The sequence below is a fragment of the Paenibacillus rhizoryzae genome (genome assembly GCF_059686995.1).
Genome location: NZ_JCAALT010000001.1, coordinates 57,747 through 76,294, shown reverse-complemented (window position 1 = coordinate 76,294; position 18,548 = coordinate 57,747). Strand labels below are relative to the sequence as shown.

At 49.4% G+C, this 18,548-nt stretch carries 16 protein-coding genes; 6 read left to right on the top strand and 10 right to left on the bottom strand.

The window, feature by feature from the left end; genetic code table 11:
* Nucleotides 1-12: 12 nt before the first annotated feature.
* The gene (locus AC6ESO_RS00325) at nt 13-579 is read right to left on the bottom strand and encodes a DUF1697 domain-containing protein (RefSeq protein ID WP_497089689.1); all 567 of its coding nucleotides are present in this window, start codon (nt 577-579) and stop codon (nt 13-15) included.
* A 411-nt stretch (nt 580-990) separates the two neighbouring features.
* On the opposite strand from AC6ESO_RS00325, the gene AC6ESO_RS00320 reads away from it, so the two are divergent.
* On the top strand, nt 991-1,182 hold the full coding sequence (locus tag AC6ESO_RS00320) for a hypothetical protein (RefSeq protein ID WP_497089688.1): 192 nt from the start codon (nt 991-993) through the stop codon (nt 1,180-1,182).
* 29 nt (nt 1,183-1,211) lie between these two features.
* Nucleotides 1,212-1,598, top strand: coding sequence for a VOC family protein (locus AC6ESO_RS00315; protein ID WP_497089687.1), 387 nt, complete (start codon nt 1,212-1,214; stop codon nt 1,596-1,598).
* 116 nt (nt 1,599-1,714) lie between these two features.
* Here the strand turns inward: AC6ESO_RS00315 and AC6ESO_RS00310 are convergent, their stop codons facing one another.
* The 5 genes from AC6ESO_RS00310 to AC6ESO_RS00290 form a co-directional block, all read right to left on the bottom strand.
* Nucleotides 1,715-2,959: a pyridoxal-phosphate-dependent aminotransferase family protein gene (locus AC6ESO_RS00310; protein WP_497089686.1), complete on the bottom strand. Its 1,245-nt coding sequence runs from the start codon at nt 2,957-2,959 to the stop codon at nt 1,715-1,717.
* Nucleotides 2,946-4,280: a Zn-dependent hydrolase gene (locus AC6ESO_RS00305; RefSeq protein WP_497089685.1), complete on the bottom strand. Its 1,335-nt coding sequence runs from the start codon at nt 4,278-4,280 to the stop codon at nt 2,946-2,948. The genes AC6ESO_RS00310 and AC6ESO_RS00305 overlap by 14 nt, the downstream gene beginning before the upstream one ends.
* Nucleotides 4,216-5,622, bottom strand: a complete 1,407-nt coding sequence (gene allB, locus AC6ESO_RS00300; RefSeq protein ID WP_497089684.1) for an allantoinase AllB — start codon at nt 5,620-5,622, stop codon at nt 4,216-4,218. The genes AC6ESO_RS00305 and allB overlap by 65 nt, the downstream gene beginning before the upstream one ends.
* A 310-nt stretch (nt 5,623-5,932) precedes the next feature.
* On the bottom strand, nt 5,933-8,566 hold the full coding sequence (locus tag AC6ESO_RS00295) for an SLC13 family permease (RefSeq protein WP_497089683.1): 2,634 nt from the start codon (nt 8,564-8,566) through the stop codon (nt 5,933-5,935).
* 399 nt (nt 8,567-8,965) lie between these two features.
* Nucleotides 8,966-9,904: a phytanoyl-CoA dioxygenase family protein gene (locus AC6ESO_RS00290; protein WP_497089682.1), complete on the bottom strand. Its 939-nt coding sequence runs from the start codon at nt 9,902-9,904 to the stop codon at nt 8,966-8,968.
* Between the two features lie 244 nt (nt 9,905-10,148).
* Between AC6ESO_RS00290 and AC6ESO_RS00285 the strand changes: the two genes are divergently transcribed.
* Nucleotides 10,149-10,583 carry a hypothetical protein gene (locus AC6ESO_RS00285; protein WP_497089681.1) on the top strand — a complete coding sequence of 145 codons (435 nt, stop codon included), beginning with the start codon at nt 10,149-10,151 and terminating at the stop codon, nt 10,581-10,583.
* Between the two features lie 67 nt (nt 10,584-10,650).
* Here the strand turns inward: AC6ESO_RS00285 and AC6ESO_RS00280 are convergent, their stop codons facing one another.
* Nucleotides 10,651-10,902, bottom strand: a complete 252-nt coding sequence (locus tag AC6ESO_RS00280) for a YolD-like family protein (protein WP_494816850.1) — start codon at nt 10,900-10,902, stop codon at nt 10,651-10,653.
* A gap of 215 nt (nt 10,903-11,117) precedes the next feature.
* Between AC6ESO_RS00280 and AC6ESO_RS00275 the strand changes: the two genes are divergently transcribed.
* From AC6ESO_RS00275 to AC6ESO_RS00265, 3 genes are read left to right on the top strand one after another with little or no spacing between them, the layout of a single operon-like run.
* Nucleotides 11,118-12,665, top strand: a complete 1,548-nt coding sequence (locus AC6ESO_RS00275; protein ID WP_497089680.1) for a spore germination protein — start codon at nt 11,118-11,120, stop codon at nt 12,663-12,665.
* On the top strand, nt 12,662-13,756 hold the full coding sequence (locus tag AC6ESO_RS00270) for a GerAB/ArcD/ProY family transporter (RefSeq protein ID WP_497089679.1): 1,095 nt from the start codon (nt 12,662-12,664) through the stop codon (nt 13,754-13,756). Before AC6ESO_RS00275 ends, AC6ESO_RS00270 begins: the two co-directional genes overlap by 4 nt.
* Nucleotides 13,753-14,907: a Ger(x)C family spore germination protein gene (locus tag AC6ESO_RS00265; RefSeq protein ID WP_497089678.1), complete on the top strand. Its 1,155-nt coding sequence runs from the start codon at nt 13,753-13,755 to the stop codon at nt 14,905-14,907. Before AC6ESO_RS00270 ends, AC6ESO_RS00265 begins: the two co-directional genes overlap by 4 nt.
* A gap of 61 nt (nt 14,908-14,968) precedes the next feature.
* Here the strand turns inward: AC6ESO_RS00265 and AC6ESO_RS00260 are convergent, their stop codons facing one another.
* The 3 genes from AC6ESO_RS00260 to AC6ESO_RS00250 all read right to left on the bottom strand — a co-directional run bounded on the left by AC6ESO_RS00260 (nt 14,969) and on the right by AC6ESO_RS00250 (nt 18,460).
* On the bottom strand, nt 14,969-15,955 hold the full coding sequence (locus AC6ESO_RS00260) for a cell wall hydrolase (RefSeq protein ID WP_497089677.1): 987 nt from the start codon (nt 15,953-15,955) through the stop codon (nt 14,969-14,971).
* Nucleotides 15,956-16,130: 175 nt separating this feature from the next.
* A complete protein-coding gene (locus AC6ESO_RS00255) occupies nt 16,131-16,445 on the bottom strand; it encodes a hypothetical protein (protein ID WP_497089676.1) in 315 nt (104 codons plus the stop codon).
* 80 nt (nt 16,446-16,525) lie between these two features.
* Nucleotides 16,526-18,460: a methyl-accepting chemotaxis protein gene (locus AC6ESO_RS00250; RefSeq protein ID WP_497089675.1), complete on the bottom strand. Its 1,935-nt coding sequence runs from the start codon at nt 18,458-18,460 to the stop codon at nt 16,526-16,528.
* Between the last annotated feature and the right edge of the window lie 88 nt (nt 18,461-18,548).

Below are 18,548 nucleotides of genomic sequence, written 5' to 3'. Positions count from 1 at the left end.
TAATGCCGCCTCTTAGATGGCATTACCCATTTCCTGCGACATCGCAATAAGCTTCGTAAGTGTATTCCAATTTCGAACCGTTACCGGAGCGTTCAGCTTGTCCACTTGGATGGAAAGCTTGGAATCTCGCACGCTTTGACGAAATAGTAAATATACATCCCGACCTGCGATAACATAGCGATCTTCTTTAAAATCATAGCTCTCCAGCTTCCCTATTTTAGCCGCCTGCGGCGCATCGAGCATCATCGCGATATAGAGGCATTCCCCTTCAAAAGAAGCTTCGGCTGCCGCAACTTCTTCATCCGAGAAAGGTCGATTAGCCGCAATGGCTGCGAGCTCATCCGCAGTGCGAATAATGACGCGAATGGACAAACCAAATTCGCTCGCAATCAAAGCTTCGATTTGCTCTCGCAATGTCAGCTCATCCTCATCCGACTCAAACAAAATATTGCCGCTCTGAATATACGTTTGAACCTGGGACAACCCCAGTGTTGTCAGCGCTTCCCGCAGCTCTGCCATCTTAATCTTGTTTTTCCCGCCGACATTGATCCCGCGCAGCAAAGCAATATGAATAGCCATCCACTCAACCACCACTTTCTGTAAAATCTATTTTTCAATAGTCTACCATATCAGCGCGTCTTGGGCGAAAGAAACGATTGCCGAGATTGCTTGTTATAGGTATAATCTTCCATAATAAAACTTCCACTGGAGATGAAGGTTGATGAGAATTCCTCAGCCCAGCCAACTTCATCGTTATCACAAACAGCGCTAGTTCATGCCTCTTATCAGGGCCGGGCCAGCGCATCTCGCGCTGCTTACCCTGCGGGATAAACGCGCGGGGCCATGTGTCTTGCGCGTTTTTTTTGAAACGGAAGAGGAGGAACAAGCTGATGCCGATCGTTACAGATGCAAAAGGAAATGTATTGTTGGCATTTTCGGCCATTCGAGAGGAGGTACTCTCTCAGTTATCGTTAGAAGCACCTTGGGCTCATGAAATTTGATCTCCAGCCTAGCTATCACGGTCCGAGAAGAATCGAATATGGCGCATTATATTATGGTGAGCTGGATGGCATCGTTGCGTTTATTGAAAATGATGAGGCGGAATCGATCGTATTATGGGACGGTTCAACCGACATCGGCTATATAGAAGAAATCGATAGGAAATTAATAGAGCTAGTCTGAACTTAACTTATTCTAAGGAGTGATTCATCGTGGAAGCGATCAAACCGAGAGTTGAGAACTCACTTACGGTCCTGTTGGTATCCAATTTGGAACAGTCTATGAAGTATTATGAAGAAGCCTTGGGGTGCGAAGTGAATGAGCACTGGGCCATTCGCGACAATTTTGGCTTAGGGTTCAAATTGATTCAGGCATCCGATCCCGCAGACGTTAGACCTAACAAGGGAACATGGAATACTTACGCCTATGTACATACCCACACCGAGCTGGATGCTCTATATGCTGAGTTTCAAGCAAAAGGAGCTATTATCGCATCGGAGCCTCAATTAACCGAACATGATTGGGGTGCTTGGAAGGATTTCTCGGTACAAGATCCGGATGGCTATGTAATCGGCTTCGGCTCAGGAAATAAAAGATAAACAACCCGTGTTCTGCATGACGCGCCAAGCTAACGAACCGTCTCACAACCTACGGTTCGTTAGAGCATTTCCACAAAATAAAGACGTGCCAAGTGGCACGTCTTTCTCTATGCTCGCTACTTATTCGAATTGGCCTCTTCCGCATAAATATCCAGAGCAGCACGAATTGCTACACCTTGCGTAATCGCAGCGCCATGCAGGGGCAGTACCGCTTCGAGCGCAGCCAGGCCAAGCAAGATATTGGATTTACGGCAGCTGTATCCCATTGTGCCGATCCGCCAAATTTGGCCTTTAAGCGGGCCGAACGAGCTTGCGATTTCGATGCCGAAATCCGCTAGAAGCTGACTGCGCACCGCTTCTCCGTCTACACCCGCGGGAATGCGGATGCAGGTTACGACAGGCATTTTGCAGCTATCCTCGCCGTATCGCGTTAGTCCCATCGCTTCGAGGCCCGCGACTAACGCGTGTTCATGCAGGCGGTGACGCGCAAACCGCTGCTCCAGCCCTTCTTCCAGCGCTAAACGCAGCCCTTCTCGCAGCCCATACAGCATGGCTGTCGCCTCAGTATGATGGTTCAGTCGCTGCGGACTCCAATAATCCTGCAGCTGCGTCAGGTCCAAATAGTTGCTGCGGATGAAGGAAGAAGGGTCCGCGTCGATGTAGCCTTCCGGCCGGATTCCCTTCTCAATCCGCTTGCGCCGCATAAGCTTCGCTTCAACCCGATCGTTGTATGTAATTGGCGCCATGCCAGATGGAACAGATAAGCATTTTTGCGTCCCGCCGATCACGGCATCGAGCATCCATGCATCCGTCTCAACGGAAACGCCGCCGATTGTCGCTACCGCATCTACGATGAACAGGACATCCCGCTCTCGGCATGCTAGGCCAATCGCTTCAAGCGGCTGCATCCGACCCGTCGACGTTTCGCCATGTACAATGGCTACAAGAGCCGGCTTCAGTTGATCAATGGCATCGATCACTTGGCCAGGCTCAAACACCGTCCCCCACTCCGTCTCGATGGTCACGACTTCCGCGCCGCAGCGCTCTGAGATTTCGGCGAGCAAATAACCGAATCGGCCGAAGATCGGAACGAGCACCCGGTCACCCGGCTCGATGAGGCCGGTTAGGACTGCCTCCAGTCCTGAGCGTGAGGTACCGTCTATCGGATATGCCCATCGATTGGACGTTCGGAAGAGCTCGCGTAACATTTGCATCGTCTCGTTCATAAGCGCCGTAAATTCCGGATCGAATTGACCGAGCATCGGATAAGAAAGCGCTCTGGATACACGCGGATCAACCTCGACGGGTCCAGGAGTCAGTATAATACGAGGTGAGGGAGACAAATCGTTATATCGCTTCATGAGACTCCTCCACATAGGCAAGTTGATAGAGCAATTCGGTTAATACGTCGGTGCCTCGTGCAATGGCATCCGGCGCTGTATATTCTAGCGGTGAATGGCTGATGCCGCCTTGACTGGGAACAAAGATCATCGCGCACGCACATTGCTCCACAAACAATCCCGCATCATGGCCTGCTCCGCTGCTGACCGTCATATGCGAGTATCCTTTCGATTCAGCAATGCGAGCAATTCGATCTTGTATCGCTGCATGCATCGGTGCGGGCCGTTCGGTCAGCCAGCTCGACTGCGATATCTTGACATGATGTTGAGCCGCAATCTCGTCGAAGGCTTGAAAAGTCCGCTCGCAGAATGAGGTAATCACGGCTTCATCCCGATGCCGGATGTCTACGGTGAAGCGAACATTACCGGGTATGACATTGGCGATATTCGGTGAAGCGTCAAGCTTTCCCACCGTAGCCACCAGCCCATCCCCCTTCTCCAGTGCTGCCTTGCGGAGCCAAACGATCATTTCCGCTCCCGCTGCCAATGCATCCTCGCGGATCGCCATTGGCGTCGTGCCCGCATGTCCGCTGCGGCCCTCAAGCTCTACGAAGTAGCGCCGCTGTCCGCAGATGGCATTTACAACACCGATATCGCATTGCGCCCGCTCCAGCACTTCACCTTGCTCAATATGCAGTTCGATGTATAAGCCAATGTCTGTCCGTCTGCATTTCCGATATGCAGCCGGCTCGAATCCCGCAGCCGCCATCGCCTCACGAAGAGTGATGCCCTCGGAATCCTTCGCTTCCAAAGCTCCATCGAAGCTCTTGCTGCCGGTAACATTGCCCGAGCCCCAATAAGCCAGCGGGAAACGGCTGCCTTCTTCCTCGCAGAACGAAACCACCTCCAGGGTTCGCCGGGGCTGTCCATACATGAATTGCAGCTGCGAAATAGCCGCAATGCCAGCCGCGATACCAAGTGCGCCGTCATAATAACCGCCACAGGGCACCGTGTCGATATGCGAACCGGTCAGCACATGCGGCGCTTCGGCATCAGATCCCGCCAGTCTGCCATATACATTACCGACTTCATCTATGGTGACAGCGAGTCCTGCCCCCGCCATCATACGCGCGACAGCTTGCTGTGCTTGCCGCCAAGCTGAATCATAGAGCAGCCGAGTGACGCCTCCGCGCGGATCTGCGCCAATCTTCGCCAGCTCCGCCAGCAGCTCGTTTGTCCCGTTGCGTGTCTTCAATACGGACTCCCCTTCCGTACTTTCAAGTCCTTGAAACTCGAGGCCATAGTCGCTTGCCGCCTGGCCGGTCGCCCCCGTCACCTGCATTTGCGTTCCTGTTATATAGAATATTTCCCCGCAGCAATGTCATGTCTACTTGACAGCCAAACGGAAAGCCGACGTATGCGCTATGCGGATGACGATACTTCAAATGCTGCTTAGTAAGCACATACGGAGAATTTAAATCGACTAAGGCCAAGTCGGCATCATATCCGAGCGCGATCTTCCCTTTCCGGTCACCAAAGCCGAACCGCTCTGCCGGCGCGGCCGACATTGCCCTAGACAACACGTGAAACGGAATGCCCCGTTTCAGCCCGCCTTCGCTCACAATGACCTCAAGCAAGCTCTGCGCGCCAAGGATACCGCCCCATACCCCAAAGTAATTCCCATCCTTCACTTCCTTCATCGCAGGCGGACAAGGAGAGTGATCGGAAGCGAGGATATCAATCGCGCCACCGGCAAGCTGTCTCCAAAGCGCTTCACGCTCGCGATGGGATCGTATCGGAGGCGAACATTTCGCGCCGGCGCCAATTCGAATCACATCTTCATCCGTGAAAGCCAAATAATGCGGGCAGGTTTCCGCCGTAACATCGAGCCCCGACTGTTTCGCCTCGCTAATGAGATCAATCGCCTCGGGCGTGCTGATATGGACAAAATGCAGCTTGCAGCCTGTGCGCTCCGCCATACCCAGTGCCTGCTTCACCGCTTCCCATTCCGCTTCCGGCGGTCTGGAGTCCAAGTAATCGCGCATGCTTACCTTACCTTCCGCTTGCTTGTCGGCAGCAAGCGCAGATACAATCGTTTCATCCTCCGCATGCAGCGCCAATATTCCGTTCAGGGAGGCAATCACCTTCATCCCTTCGGTTAACGTCTCGTTGTCCACATTCATGAAACAGCCATCTCCCGTATCACCGGGGTAAGACATGAAGGCTTTATATCCAACCACTCCCGCTTCCGAGAGGGCCGCCAACTCGCCGATGTTACCGGGGACAAGCCCTCCCCAGAGCGCATAGTCCACGCATGAACCGTTCTCTCCGGCTGCCGCATCCAGCTTAAGTTCCAGAGCAGGTAAATTCACGGTTGGCGGTAATCCATTAAGCGGCATATCGATGAACGAGGTACAGCCGCCGGCAGCCAGCGCAGCAGTCCCGGAAGCGAAGCCCTCCCAATCTCCAAGTCCCGGCTCATTGAAATGCACATGGGCATCAACAACGCCGGCGAAAATATGCTTGCCTACTGCTGAGAGTACGAGCTTTGCGGCTGAGGATGGAAGATTCGGCGCCAATCCGGTTATTTGCCCATCTTTGATTCCGATGTCGAGGTTCCGGGTCCGATCCGGCAGTACGACACTGCCGCCTTTAATGAGGAGATCCCATTGTATATCGTGCATCTCGCCTACCTCCCTAACTATGCATAAAAGGCAGCAAACCTCGCTTGACTCACGCCAATAGTCTACTGCCCCACTAAACCTGAATATTCATTGTTAGATTACCTCACACAAAATCCGCTAATAAATTCATATTATCCTCATTACTGCGATCTGTCACGACCCAATTCGTACAACTATTAACCTATGCATGCCAGACATCCATTAGAACGAGCTTATTCTCGACTACATCAATCATTTAACGTCATTTAACCTAACGCAAATAAAAGAAGAGTCGCAACTTGCGCGACTCTTCTTCTAAACGAACGAGAAGCTATTGAAGCAGCCCCATCCACTTCCAATAAGGTACGGAAACGACCACAGCCAGCAGCACGGCAATGGCATAGCCGAAAGCAACTTTTTGCCCCTGTCGGTGGCTGAACGAACGCTCTTCAGAACTGAAATAAGCGGTCAAATAAGTAGGAGATTGATAGCTGAAGAAGAATGGATCGGTCGAAAGCAAGATGACAAATACCAGGATCCACGGATGGACGCCAGCTTGCTGGGATAATGGAAGCAGCGCCGTTACAAGCAGAATTACCGCCGGATCGTCTCTAACAATCAGCGTCACGGCAAAACAGAGCACGATAACCGCAGTCAGAAACAGCGCCGGCGAGCTGATAAAGACTGACATATTGGAACCTAGAAAATCAGTCAACGACTCCACGATCCCCAGCTCATTGGCCACATTCGCAAAACTAAAGGCAATACCCAGGAAAATCAGGAACGTCCAGTCGATACCGCTAAGCAGCGACTGTCTGTCGAGAACGCCGCTAATGACCAATACCGAGAAACCGATCAACATAATCCATGTGCCGTCAATGCCATGCAGAGGCTGCAGCATCATGAGCGCAATACATCCGACCACGGTGCAAACCGATATTCGTTCCTCATTCGTGAGCGGCCCAAGTAACCGGATTTGCTCATCGAGCACCTTGCCGGAAACTTGTTTGACGGCGATGGTATTGCCTTTAAACATGAGCGATAAGGCAACAAGCATAACCGCAGCGAAAATGACGAAAGCAGGCAGCGCGTAAAGCGCCCATTCCAGCCATGTAACGGGAACGGCAGCCCCCGCCAAACTATACGCCATGACGTTGGTGTAAGAGCCGGTCAGCACGAACGGAGCCGTGAAACCATAGAACGCCATGGCTGCAAGCCCCAAACCGGCGGCACCATGACTGCGATCCTTAAAGCCCATCGACTCCGACAACGTCCGGGCAATCGGAACGCCCAGCGATACTTTAGCGGAAGACGATGGAATGAGCGGATTCAGCACAATGCCACCCGCTACGATCCCCCAGAGCTGACCGCGAAAATGCGGCGGGAATCTTTTTAACGCGTGTAAGGACAGCCTGTAAAGGATGCCTGATTTCGTAATGACGACGCTGATCGACATGATAAAGATCATATAAAGCCACGTAGGGGAAGCGAACCCCGATAAGGCGACTTCCGGCTTGACAATACCGCCGAGCACCCATAACATCGCCATGGCTAACGCAACTATATAGTCCGGAATGATATTGACGATCCATAGAATAACCGCTGCGATGGCAATCCCGATGAACAGCATGCCTTTATCAGTTAGGCCGGCAAACGGCGGTATGAAGGAAAAGATCGCGATCATACTAAGAGCAAGTACGAGCGCGAGCCACTTTGCCCATTGACTTGGATTAATAAGACGGCTTGCTCGCTCCGCGAAGAACAAGCTTTTGCGATTAGTCAGCTGCTGCTGAGCGAGCTGATATTCCCTCTCCTCATCTTGGATGACGTGAGGTCTGCGGCCGGATAATGTCTGAGCGGCTGCTTCTGCCAGCTGCAAGTACTCCAATGCCTGATGCCTATTATGAAGCAGACGGCTTAGTTCGGCTCCCCACTCATATAAGGAAATGAGGTGCGCTGCATCGTCATTCACCATTCCTTCTCTGACCGCATGCTCCACAATCCGAAGGCCCTCTTCCGCACCATGCCGCATACTTAATCGAACTGCCAGCTCAAATGCCGGATAATAGCGCGCTAAGACCTCCACCGGACATTCCATGAACAATTGGAAGATGTCCTGCTCCTGCCGCACCGACAACGACTGCTGCCTAATTGCGGTATGTATAACCTTGTCCCAGCTCCCCTCCTCCTTGTACATAGCCGCAAGAGCAAGCCACTGCTCCTGCTCTGTATAGAAGGCTTGTGCATCCTCGGTCCATTGTTTTTTCTCCTTGTAGCTATACTGAGCGGTAGCCATTTCCATCAATGCAGACCTAGCTTCCGGCTTGGTCTTGCTCCACTGCTGCTCCCCAGTACCCTCAGTATCATCAATTGATAAGAATTTGGTAATGACCGGGTATTGCATCATCTGCCCTTGCAGAGAGAAACCGAAACGAAGCTCTATCAATTCGTTATGAATGACGGCAATATGAGCGGACCATAACAGGAATTGAACGAGCGGCTCCGGCAGCTGCTCCAACTCTTGCCTAATCCACTGCGTCCGCAGCTCCTTCGAATCGCGCAATCGTTCATTCGTATTCATTAATCGCTGCGAGATAAGTCTGATAAAATAAGCTGAAATCGTCGGGTGCTCCGTGATGAGCCCATCGAAGGTTTCTCGATCGAGCTGCATCAATACGACATTGGTTGTCGTTACCGCCGTAGCTGAACGAGCCTCTCCCGTCAGCAGGGCCATCTCCCCCAAGGTGTCGCCTTCGTTTAAAAAAGCCAGCGAATGCCTCATCCCATCCGAACGAGTAAACAGCTCAATCGTGCCGCTGTCTATAATGTACATTGTATCTCCGGGATCCCCTTGCTCAAACAAGGTGGCTCCGGCTTGCAGCGAAAGCCTCTCGAGCTTCCCAAGCAATTTTGCCAGCTCCATATTGGACAGCTGCTTGAACATTTCAATTTCAATTAGTTTCATGGTACCTCTTCCCAAACTTTTGACCTATTACTTCAGATAATCTTCTATGATTTACGACATAAACCGCCTAGTTCCCTTCTTTTTACCGCTTGCCATTTTCAAAGCTCAGCGGCAGTCGCAGGATGCATGCAAAAAAAGCACGCCGGATGCGGCGTGCAGAATCACTTGTATAATTGCTATTTATGAAGGTAAAGCCGGCATTTCATCCAGAATATGATCGGCTCCTTCAGGCGAGATATGTAAATACGGTTTTATTAAAGAATAATCATATGCAGCTGTCATCTCTTCACCCCAACTATGAAAATGATTGTCATTATCGTCACTTTATCATGATAGCCACCATCCTACAATGAAATAAAGAAAAGCCCACGATGACGATCGTGGGCCCACCAACATCCATTATTCCGCTCTAGCCCACGTACACGGTTCCCCGTCTTTCAGGCCGAGTGCTGTGCGTATCATGCGTTCTACTACCGAATAATCGTCCGGATTCTCGCGATTGAAGTTCATACGTTCATGCGTCGGCGCTACGCGGTTGCACATGAAACGCGGAACGCCAATCTCATTGTCGGATGGTGCGTGATACAGGAACGGATGACAAATGACCATGTCGCCAGGGCCTCCGGTTGTCTCCACTACGCGAAGCGAGTAGCCATCCGGATCTTCATAGGCTGTATCCATGAACTTCTGCAGACGCTCCTTCTTCGCTTGACGATCGTCCGAAGGTGCTGCCGCATAAATGTCATCGGATGCTGGTTTGTTTTTGCCAAGCAAGTCTGCCAGCCAAGGGTGTTTATTGCATTCGCGGATTGCCTCGCCAAGACCGATCCCCTCCGGGTGCTTCTCCAGCATCTTGGCCACGATGTTATGGGAGCCTTCGGCCACCAGTGTCCCCGAGCCGCCTTTGCGAACTTCAGAGAATAAGCAAACGAGCAATACGCCTTGTTCCCAGCTGTCCAAATAATGACGGAAGTGGCTGCCATCATAATGCCAGTTGCCAGGCACCTCTGGGCCGAAGTTGACAATATAGCCGCCCCAGCTGACATTCTCTCTTTCTTGGCCAAGCTGCCAGCGACCTTCGCCAATCAAATCCTCTATTGCGCCGGTCAATCGATCCGAGTTCAAGCCGTTGTGGATCGGATGCACATAGTCGCCAAGCCGAACAACCGGTTCTGTCCAAGTGCTTTCATCTTCTCTATGCACGCCGCGTTTCGCCAGCTCCTCCCATAGAAAGTCCTGCACCTTAAGCGCCTCTTCCCGTGGATAAGCTTGCTCGACTTTGACCCAGCCTTTGTCTATAAAGTGCTGCACTTGCTCTTCTGTAAGTACTTTGGGCAATCTAAACACTCCCTAGTATGTGAGATGATTGAACTTGCTTGTACTTATGTTAGCGCTTTTATGCGATTAGAGGGAGAGAGGATTTTCATTAGCTGATAGGAATATCGTAGGATACTCTGCCTGATTGCTAACAATTATCGGAGGTTCTGCCAACAATATTCCTACCTGGCAGGCTGATAACATTTTGCCATCTTGATCGTCTATATGAATAGTGGGTTTCATGCTGCTTAATAGGAGGAACACAATGAAACGGATCACCAAGACTGTTTTCGTAACTGCCATTAGCTTTGCCGCTCTGCTCACAGGTCTGCTTCTGGTTGGCAATTATGTCCTGAATTTAGACATCGTCAAACAGAATCGGGCATTCTCCGTTCAGATTGATAACAAGTCCAGCTACGATCTCGTCACAGTAGAAACGGGTTTGCTGACCAGTGACGAAACAGGGAAAACCATCAAGGTCCAGCCGAACTTACATGCAGAGCCCATCCGTAGCGGAACAAGCAAGCGAATCAAACCAACGCTTAGCTTCGTCGGAGAAGGCGGCATCTACCTGAATTTCACCAATTCAAACGGGGAGTCCTTTGAACGCTCTGTTTGCTCGTACACGGAGCATCTTACCGGATATACAGAAGTGACGGTAACCAATAAAGATATCAAAGTGAATCAAAGCTGCTATTGAAGCTGTCCATTTGAACGCAAAAAAGCTGCAGGTACTGCCGGGCAGCTTTATACTTTGCGCATCTGGATCAGTTTCTCGGATAATTGACTTGCATAATGTCCATGAACGGAACCTTCTGTAACCCCTCGGCCGTTTCTACATGCACCCGACCTGTCCGAGAATCCATCGTCACGATTTGACCTTGGACAGTCTCTTCTCTTCCCCACACCGATAACATGATCACGGATTCCTCTTGATACGCTTCGACCAATTGATTCCCCAATTCCTCCAGCACAAACTCATCTCGTGTCGGCCTTTTTGGAACCTTTGCTTTTGCCACTACAGTCACTCCCCATCTATATGTAAACCATCATGTCTATTGATAAAATGCTGCCGAGCGTCTACTAAAGAGACCCCGGACATCCTATTATACCAAATAATTTCTACTAAAAATAAAAAACTTGCAGCACTAGAATACAAGCCGGCAATGAAAGTGCATAAATATTCCAAACTGTCGCAAAATAACCATATTGAGCGTATTGGGAGTGTTCTGCGATGGGATTGTTCCGCAACATATTGCGAGGTAAACGGCAAACCAGCCGACATCACAGTTCGGCGCCTCGAGCAAAAAAGCCGAAAGCTATGAAGCCGATTAGCAGCGATATGGACACCAATATATCCGATATACAGGCGCTGCTCACTCAATCCCCCGAGCTTATTACAAGGCGCTTTCTAATTAAATCGACGCAAGAACGCGCAGCTCTGGTTTACCTTGATAATATGACGGACAAGATTGCCATCAATAACGATATCCTTCGACCGCTTATGCATGAAACGGTAGCCGATCCCCGGATCGAACATATTATTACCGTCGGCGGGATCAAGACCGCAACGGATTTATATGAAATCGAGCAAGCCATTCTGCAAGGAACAAGTGTCTTGTTCGTCGATAATAACAGTACGGCTTCTCTTCTGGATACGCATGGTTGGCCGCAACGGGCGATTGAAGACCCTCAAATGGAAGCCTCTTTGAAGGGAGCCCATCAGGGCTTCGTCGAAACGGGAAGTCAAAATATCGCGCTTATTCGCAGATACATCCCGAATCGGGAATTGAAAATAAAAGAAACACAAGTAGGCGAACGCGGTTTAACCACAATCAGCATTTTATATTTGGCGGACGTCGCTAATCCGGAAGTGCTCCAAGAGCTTATCAACCGAATTGATCGAATCGATGTAGACGCTATCCTCTCTTCAGGTGAGCTGGAGGAGTTTATTGAAGATAACTCGTTCTCTCCGTTCCCTCAATTTGCAACGACGGAACGGCCGGATTCCGTAGCATCGCAAATCCTGCAAGGACGCTTTGCCATCGTAATCGATAAATCACCGGAGGTGCTTATCGGTCCGGCTAATTTCACGATGTTCTTCCAAACGATCGATGACTACAGTAATCGCTGGCAGGTCTCGACATTTATTCGCATTCTCCGGTTTCTGGCTTTCTTCATTACGATCTTCCTGCCTTCGTTCTATATCGCGGTCATCTCGTACAACTTCGAGGTCATTCCGCTTCGGCTGCTATTGTCGGTTGGACAATCCCGGGCAAGCGTTCCGTTTCCTCCGGTGCTTGAAGCCTTGATCATGGAGATTACACTGGAAATGCTGAAGGAAGCCGGGATTAGACTGCCCGCTCCGATTGGTCAGACCGTAGGGATCGTCGGAGCGATTGTCATTGGACAAGCAACGGTTCAAGCCGGTGTCGTGAGCAACATCATGGTAATCGTGGTTTCGCTAACGGCGTTATCTTCTTTTATTATTCCTAATAATGACATGTCATCCGCTATCCGATTAATTCGCTTCCCGATGATGCTTGTCGCGTTTGTGTATGGCTTGCTTGGCGTAGCCATGGGTATGCTGGTGCTGCTTATTCATTTGATTTCACTTGAATCGCTTGGCACCCCTTACTTCAGTCCGTTTACCCCGCTAAGGTTCCGAGATTTGAAGGATACGATCATCCGATTGCCGATTTGGAAAATGACTACGCGTCCGCTCAGTGCCAGAGGCATTCAGAGTAAGAAGCAAGCTTCCGACCGAGGTGATAAAGGTTGAGAAAGTATGCGTTGAACGAGATTACCGTAATGCAATATATCTTAATGATCCACGCGACGCAGTTAGGATTTGGCTTATTGTCGCTGCCAGCGGATTTAGCCATGTGTGCCGGATCGGACGGCTGGATTTCCCTCCTGATCGGATGGGCGCTTGCCGTTCTTGCCAGCCTCTTTATTGTCCAACTGATGAAGAAACATCAAGAGGATACGATCTACGATCTTATACCTCGTTACTTTGGCAAAGTGCTGGGCATCATCCTCAACAGCTGCATCATTGCCTATTTCATGCTCGGTTTCTTTGCTTCGTTCTATTCCGCCGTTGGCTTCTTCAAAATGGAGATGTTAGCAAATACGCCGAATTTCTTATTAGTACTCTTATTCGCCTTGCCTACTTACCAGCTTGCCCGCAACAATGTTCGCATTCTGGCCAGATATGCGGAAATCACGTTTTGGGCATTCATGTGGATACAGCTTGTCATCCTATACCCTTTGAAAGAAGCCCACTGGCTGTATTTATTGCCGATTCTCAAAGAAGGCTGGACGCCTGTCCTACATGCAGTAAATCCGACAGGACTCTCTTTCCTCGGGTTTGAAATCAGCTTTATTCTGTATCCTTTCCTTAAACACAAAGAGAAGGCGGCAATGGGAATTATCGTAGGAAATACAATCACGCTTGTGATTTATATGGTCGTCATCCTGATTTGCTTTCTATTCTTCTCTCCGGACGATATTACTTCTTACAAATACCCAACCTTGAAAGTGTTAAAGATTATTGAATTTCGCTTCATGGAACGGATTGAAATTATCGTCTTAGTTTCCTATTTGTTTTTAATCTTTCGTGTGTGGACCTATTATCTCTACGCATCCACGTTTGGAATCAGTCAGCTGCTGGGGAAACAAGATCATAAACTCTTTGTTAGACTTGCCATTATTGGCACGCTTCTGATTTCGACCTTCTACAGACCTTCCTCCTCTGAGTTTGGATCGTTTCTTAAGTGGTTTGGGCAGGCAGGCTGGTACATCGCGTTTGCTCTACCTCTATTCTTATTGGTACACACAAGCGTATTTACTCGTAAAGGAGGCCTACAATGATCCGCATCCTGAAGGTCCTCCTTACCCTGGCCATGTTTGCGCTGCTGCTTCCCGGCTGCTACGATCAGATGAATCTGGAGGATGCCTCCATATCTCTCATGCTCGGCATCGATGTAGATAAGAACAACCAAATCGTCATTTACTCACAGAGCCCTGTCTTCTATCGGGAAGCCAAAGAAAAAACGGAATCCGCATACGTGCGTGCAGATTCCATTAGGCTCGCACGCGCCAAATTCGACTCCATGCTAACCGGGATTACGACTGGAGGGAAGCTTCAATCCATACTAGTCGGCAAACGGCTGTTACAGCAGAAAGATTGGTATAATATGTTCGATCTTTTCTATCGCGTGCCGAGGCAGACCGAAACGCCTATCATTGTCGTTGTTGACGGACCGGTCGAGAACGTCTTTAACTATAAGCCAGCTGATAAGCCTCGCCTCTCCCTTCATGTAAGGAAGCTCATCGAAACAGCGAATAACGGCAACATTACGGTTTCAAGGAACTTGCAGGAGCTGCGGCGAGAGATGAAAGACAAAGGAATGACAGCTTCGTTAACGCAGGTAAGGAAAGAGAAGAAAAACGTTGTTGTAACCGGAACTGCACTGCTGGACAAGCAAGGTCAGTTCAAGGAGCATTTCTCGCTTCAAGAAACAACATTGTTTCTGCTCTTGCAGCATCGATTCAAAGGGACGCCCTCCTACATTCTCGAATTGGATGGCGTTCAAGAAGAGAGTGAAGATGACCACCATGCCATCAAGAATGCAGTAGCGTTCGAGATCTTGAAAAGCAGCTACGACTTAGATACGAACGTACGAGATGGAAGGTTTATATTTGACTTAACGATGCAGCTCAATGTAGTCGTTTCGACGCTGCAAACCGATGATCCGGAATTCGCCAATGAAACGACACCTAAATTACAGCGATTGATTACAGCTAAACTTCAGCAGCAATTCAAGCAGATCATCCGTAGATGTCAGGATAAACAGATAGATCCTTTTGGATTTGGCATATATGCCAGAGCTTATCAATATAAAGCCTGGAAGCCTGTTCAGGAGGACTGGGGAGCTGCATTCGAGGATGCGAATGTGAATATTAAGCTAAATGTTTCGATTATGAGTACAGGGGTTGTCGATTTATACAGTCCCCTGTAATACGGATTGTGTCCCTATAAAATTAGAAAAGCCCACGATTAGTTATCGTGGGCTTCATGCATTATTTTGCAAAGCGATGATGGCCAATGGTTGAAATGACGTCCAGACTGGACCAGAAGGGTCCTTTGGAAACGGCTGGATTGAAGAAGTAAACGGCATCCTTCACGTTGTTCTTTCCGTTTAATGCATCCTTGGCTGCCCGCAGCGCGCCTGCATGCGGCTGGCTCTTATCAAGCATCCCGTTATGGGCCGGCGGAAATTGTCTGCCGGAATAAATAACATCGCGGATCGAATCCGGGAACTTCGCATCCTTCACACGATTCAAGATCACATTCGCTAACGCGAGCTGACCTTGATACGACTCATAACCGGCTTCCACCATCGTGATCTTGGCAAGCAGGATGAGATCCGCTTCCGTGAAAGGTTTAGCCGCTTTGTTGAAGAACGAAGGAATAACAACTTTAAGCTTCTTGTGATCGGCAAGCTTCGACTCCCCTGACAGACCGTTACGCTTCAGGAGTTCTTCCTTAGTCACGCCGAATTGCTGACTGATTTCGTCCAACCCAAATTCCTCGGTGATCTCTGCCGGTTCAACCGTCTTCAGTTCGATGACGTCGGTGTCGGCATTCCATTTCAATTCCGTGTGAAGCAGTTCCGAGAGCTGACGCAACGGCACATAGAGTCTGTCATCCGCCAAGAATGGAAGTGCCTCCATCCGATAACGCGCACCGTTGAAATAAACGACGGGAACTTCATTGCCAAGCACAATCGTATCGTCCAATGCCGTCTTTATCGTTAATTCTTCATTCACTTTGTTCCAGCTTGTCTTCGCGCCAAGCAGCTGTGCAGCACGAGCCACTGGTATGTAGGTTCTGTTGTCTACCATAATTGCAGGATCGGCCAGCTTCACCGTCTCGCCATTCAGTTCAATCGCAATATGGGTCTTATTCGTAGTTTCCGCTGCTGAAACGATGGACATTGGCCCAATTCCAATCAGAAGTAATGCCAGAGCCATCGTTACGATTAGCGGCTTGAATGGTCTGATCATGAATACCTCCAAGCTCATCAGTAGTATAATCTGCCAAAGTTGCTCTGGGCAAAATTATAACACAGCTAATTGCACCTGAAAGATTAACATTTTCACAGAATTAATAAAAACTTTAACTTTCACTGAATGATGAACGACCCAAGGGCCCGTTCAAACCAATCACCGCGGATGAAATTCACCCTTCTTCGATGTCTGCCACAAGGTCGCTGGCCACTTCCACCATCTTAGGAATGACTGCTTCATTCGTACCGGAAACGTAGAGATCTCCCTGATAATGGCGGAACGGGATTTGGATATCACCATAGTTCCACATGAAGAAATCGCCTTCGATGGACATGGTTGTCGCTCCTTTAACGGTAAATACATTCGTATAGGTGAACTCAGGTTTGGATGCAAAATACTGCTTGCACTCCTCCAGCGATATCGTTTGTGCGGCTGCATCCTCATTGGCTTGCTGTAACGATCTCGTAATGCGGTAACGCTGACTCATAATCGGCCTCCAGTATCATGTCATGGTTTTATTTTATCAGAAAGAAACCCGACCTGCTAAGGCCGGGCTCGCGTTAAGCATTAGACTTGAAATTTCTTAACCATACTATTCAATGATTCGGCCAGCATCGTTAACGTTTGGGAGAAGCTTGCCGTCTGTTCGGCACCTGCCGCAGACTCTTCGCTGACCGCTGCAATGGACTCGATTTCATTCATGACCTCCATCGCTTGCTTGGCTTGCATCTGACTGTCTCTTGCGATTTCCTCAGACTGCTGCGCAACCTCACCGGCCATGTTCACAATATACTCGAGCTCTTTTCCGGTTTCTCTGGACAAGTTCGCGGTCTCGGATACGGCATGAACGCTCTCTTGCGTACTTCGCTGCATGCCGGTGATGATCGTTACGATTTGCTTGGTCGCATCTCCGCTTCGTTCTGCCAGCTTGCGTACTTCATCTGCGACAACTGCAAAACCTCTGCCTTGCTCTCCCGCGCGCGCAGCCTCGATGGCCGCATTGAGCGCAAGCAAATTCGTTTGCTCCGCAATATCATTGATCACTTGGATAATGGCACTGATTTGATTGGAATCCCGCTCCAAGTCAGCCATCTTCTCCGTTAGGCGATCCATGCTGTTGATCGTTTTGCGGACAGCCTCTCCGCCTTTTACAGCGCCTTGGTTCGTTTTCTCCGTCAATTCCATCGCTTCTTGAGCTCGATTCGATACCGCACTTACGGCATCGGTTAAGTTCTTCACCAGCTCCGAAGCAATTTGCGCCGATTCCGCTTGCGTCGAGCTGCCTCTGGCGACTTCTTCTGTCGTGATGGAAATCTCTGCAGCCGACATGGTTAAGCTTTGGGAGGTGTTCGCGATCGTTCGAATCATTTCATACACTTGCTGCACCATACTTTGAATGCCTCGCGCGATTTGACCGATCTCATTACTTGAGTTGGCATCGAATTGAACGGTTAAGTCTCCATCCTCGATCAACTTCAGCTTGGCCAACAACTGCGGAATACTTCTGAGCATGTAGCGAAGCGCCAAATACGTCACAAGAGATAGGAAGATAAGGCTAAACGCAAAACCGGTAATGATCACGTAATTGAACGTTTGAATGCCTTTCAATACTTCTTTCTGCGTAATCGTAAGTCCGACCGACCACCCCGTAACCTTGCTTGTCGCATAAGCAACATAGCGTTTCTCCCCTTTATCGTCGTCAATGAGCTCAAGTCCGGATTCTCCGGCGACCATTTTCCGAGCAACTTGACCGAATTCGCCTTTATCATCTGTAAGCTTTTCCTTCAATACTTTCGTATGATCCGGGTGATAGAGTATGTCGCCTGTCTTGGACAGCAGCACCGTATACCCGGTCTCTCCCAGAGAGTAGCGCTGAATCAGCGACGGCAAATCCTTCATCGCAATATCTGCCGCTACAAATCCGAGCAGCTTCTGATCCTCATTCTTCACCGGGTAGAAGATACCCAAATTAAGATTACCGGATGCTGAATCCACATAAGGATCTGAGAAGTACACCCCGTTTGCTTTGGAAGCCGGCTCATAATAAGGTCGTACTTTAATATCAAAGTCCGGCTTGGAGGCGACATCGTCGTGCTCATACCATAGCCCTTTGCCATTGTTGGCAGCGTTACTTGCTACCCATGTATCGAGTAAGCTCGGATCCGAGTCTTTAATGTCTGCCATTGTACGCAAGGTTTCAGCCGCATATGGAGATGTCTTCGCCGTGGCGGTGTTAGGCGTTGTTTCCAAATATTTGCGAAATATTTGATTCGTCGACATTTGTTGGACTAGCATCCCTTTTTCATAAAACAAAGCATCGATTTGCTCCACGATTGCATTCGTCTTGGATTGAATGAGTTCTTCATGCTGCTTTACGATCATGCCTTTGGTATACGTATAAATGACCGTACCTAGGATTGAGAATGTAATAATACTGATCACCATTACCAGTAATGCAAGGGTATTCGCAATACTGGCCATTTTGAAACGACGGGTTGGCATTTGATTCACCTCATAAGTAGTGGGTTGTTTGGTTATTATTTCAAAACAACTCTATCTAATCATAGATTTGTTAGAACACTACTATGAA

Coding starts and splice junctions, on each gene's coding strand:
- AC6ESO_RS00325 (WP_497089689.1), bottom strand. CDS start 579: ATGGCTATTCATATTGCTTTGCTGCGCGGGATCAATGTCGGCGGGAAA.
- AC6ESO_RS00320 (WP_497089688.1), top strand. CDS start 991: ATGAAATTTGATCTCCAGCCTAGCTATCACGGTCCGAGAAGAATCGAA.
- AC6ESO_RS00310 (WP_497089686.1), bottom strand. CDS start 2,959: ATGAAGCGATATAACGATTTGTCTCCCTCACCTCGTATTATACTGACT.
- AC6ESO_RS00305 (WP_497089685.1), bottom strand. CDS start 4,280: ATGCAGGTGACGGGGGCGACCGGCCAGGCGGCAAGCGACTATGGCCTC.
- allB (WP_497089684.1), bottom strand. CDS start 5,622: ATGCACGATATACAATGGGATCTCCTCATTAAAGGCGGCAGTGTCGTA.
- AC6ESO_RS00295 (WP_497089683.1), bottom strand. CDS start 8,566: ATGAAACTAATTGAAATTGAAATGTTCAAGCAGCTGTCCAATATGGAG.
- AC6ESO_RS00285 (WP_497089681.1), top strand. CDS start 10,149: ATGAAACGGATCACCAAGACTGTTTTCGTAACTGCCATTAGCTTTGCC.
- AC6ESO_RS00275 (WP_497089680.1), top strand. CDS start 11,118: ATGGGATTGTTCCGCAACATATTGCGAGGTAAACGGCAAACCAGCCGA.
- AC6ESO_RS00265 (WP_497089678.1), top strand. CDS start 13,753: ATGATCCGCATCCTGAAGGTCCTCCTTACCCTGGCCATGTTTGCGCTG.
- AC6ESO_RS00260 (WP_497089677.1), bottom strand. CDS start 15,955: ATGATCAGACCATTCAAGCCGCTAATCGTAACGATGGCTCTGGCATTA.
- AC6ESO_RS00255 (WP_497089676.1), bottom strand. CDS start 16,445: ATGAGTCAGCGTTACCGCATTACGAGATCGTTACAGCAAGCCAATGAG.
- AC6ESO_RS00250 (WP_497089675.1), bottom strand. CDS start 18,460: ATGCCAACCCGTCGTTTCAAAATGGCCAGTATTGCGAATACCCTTGCA.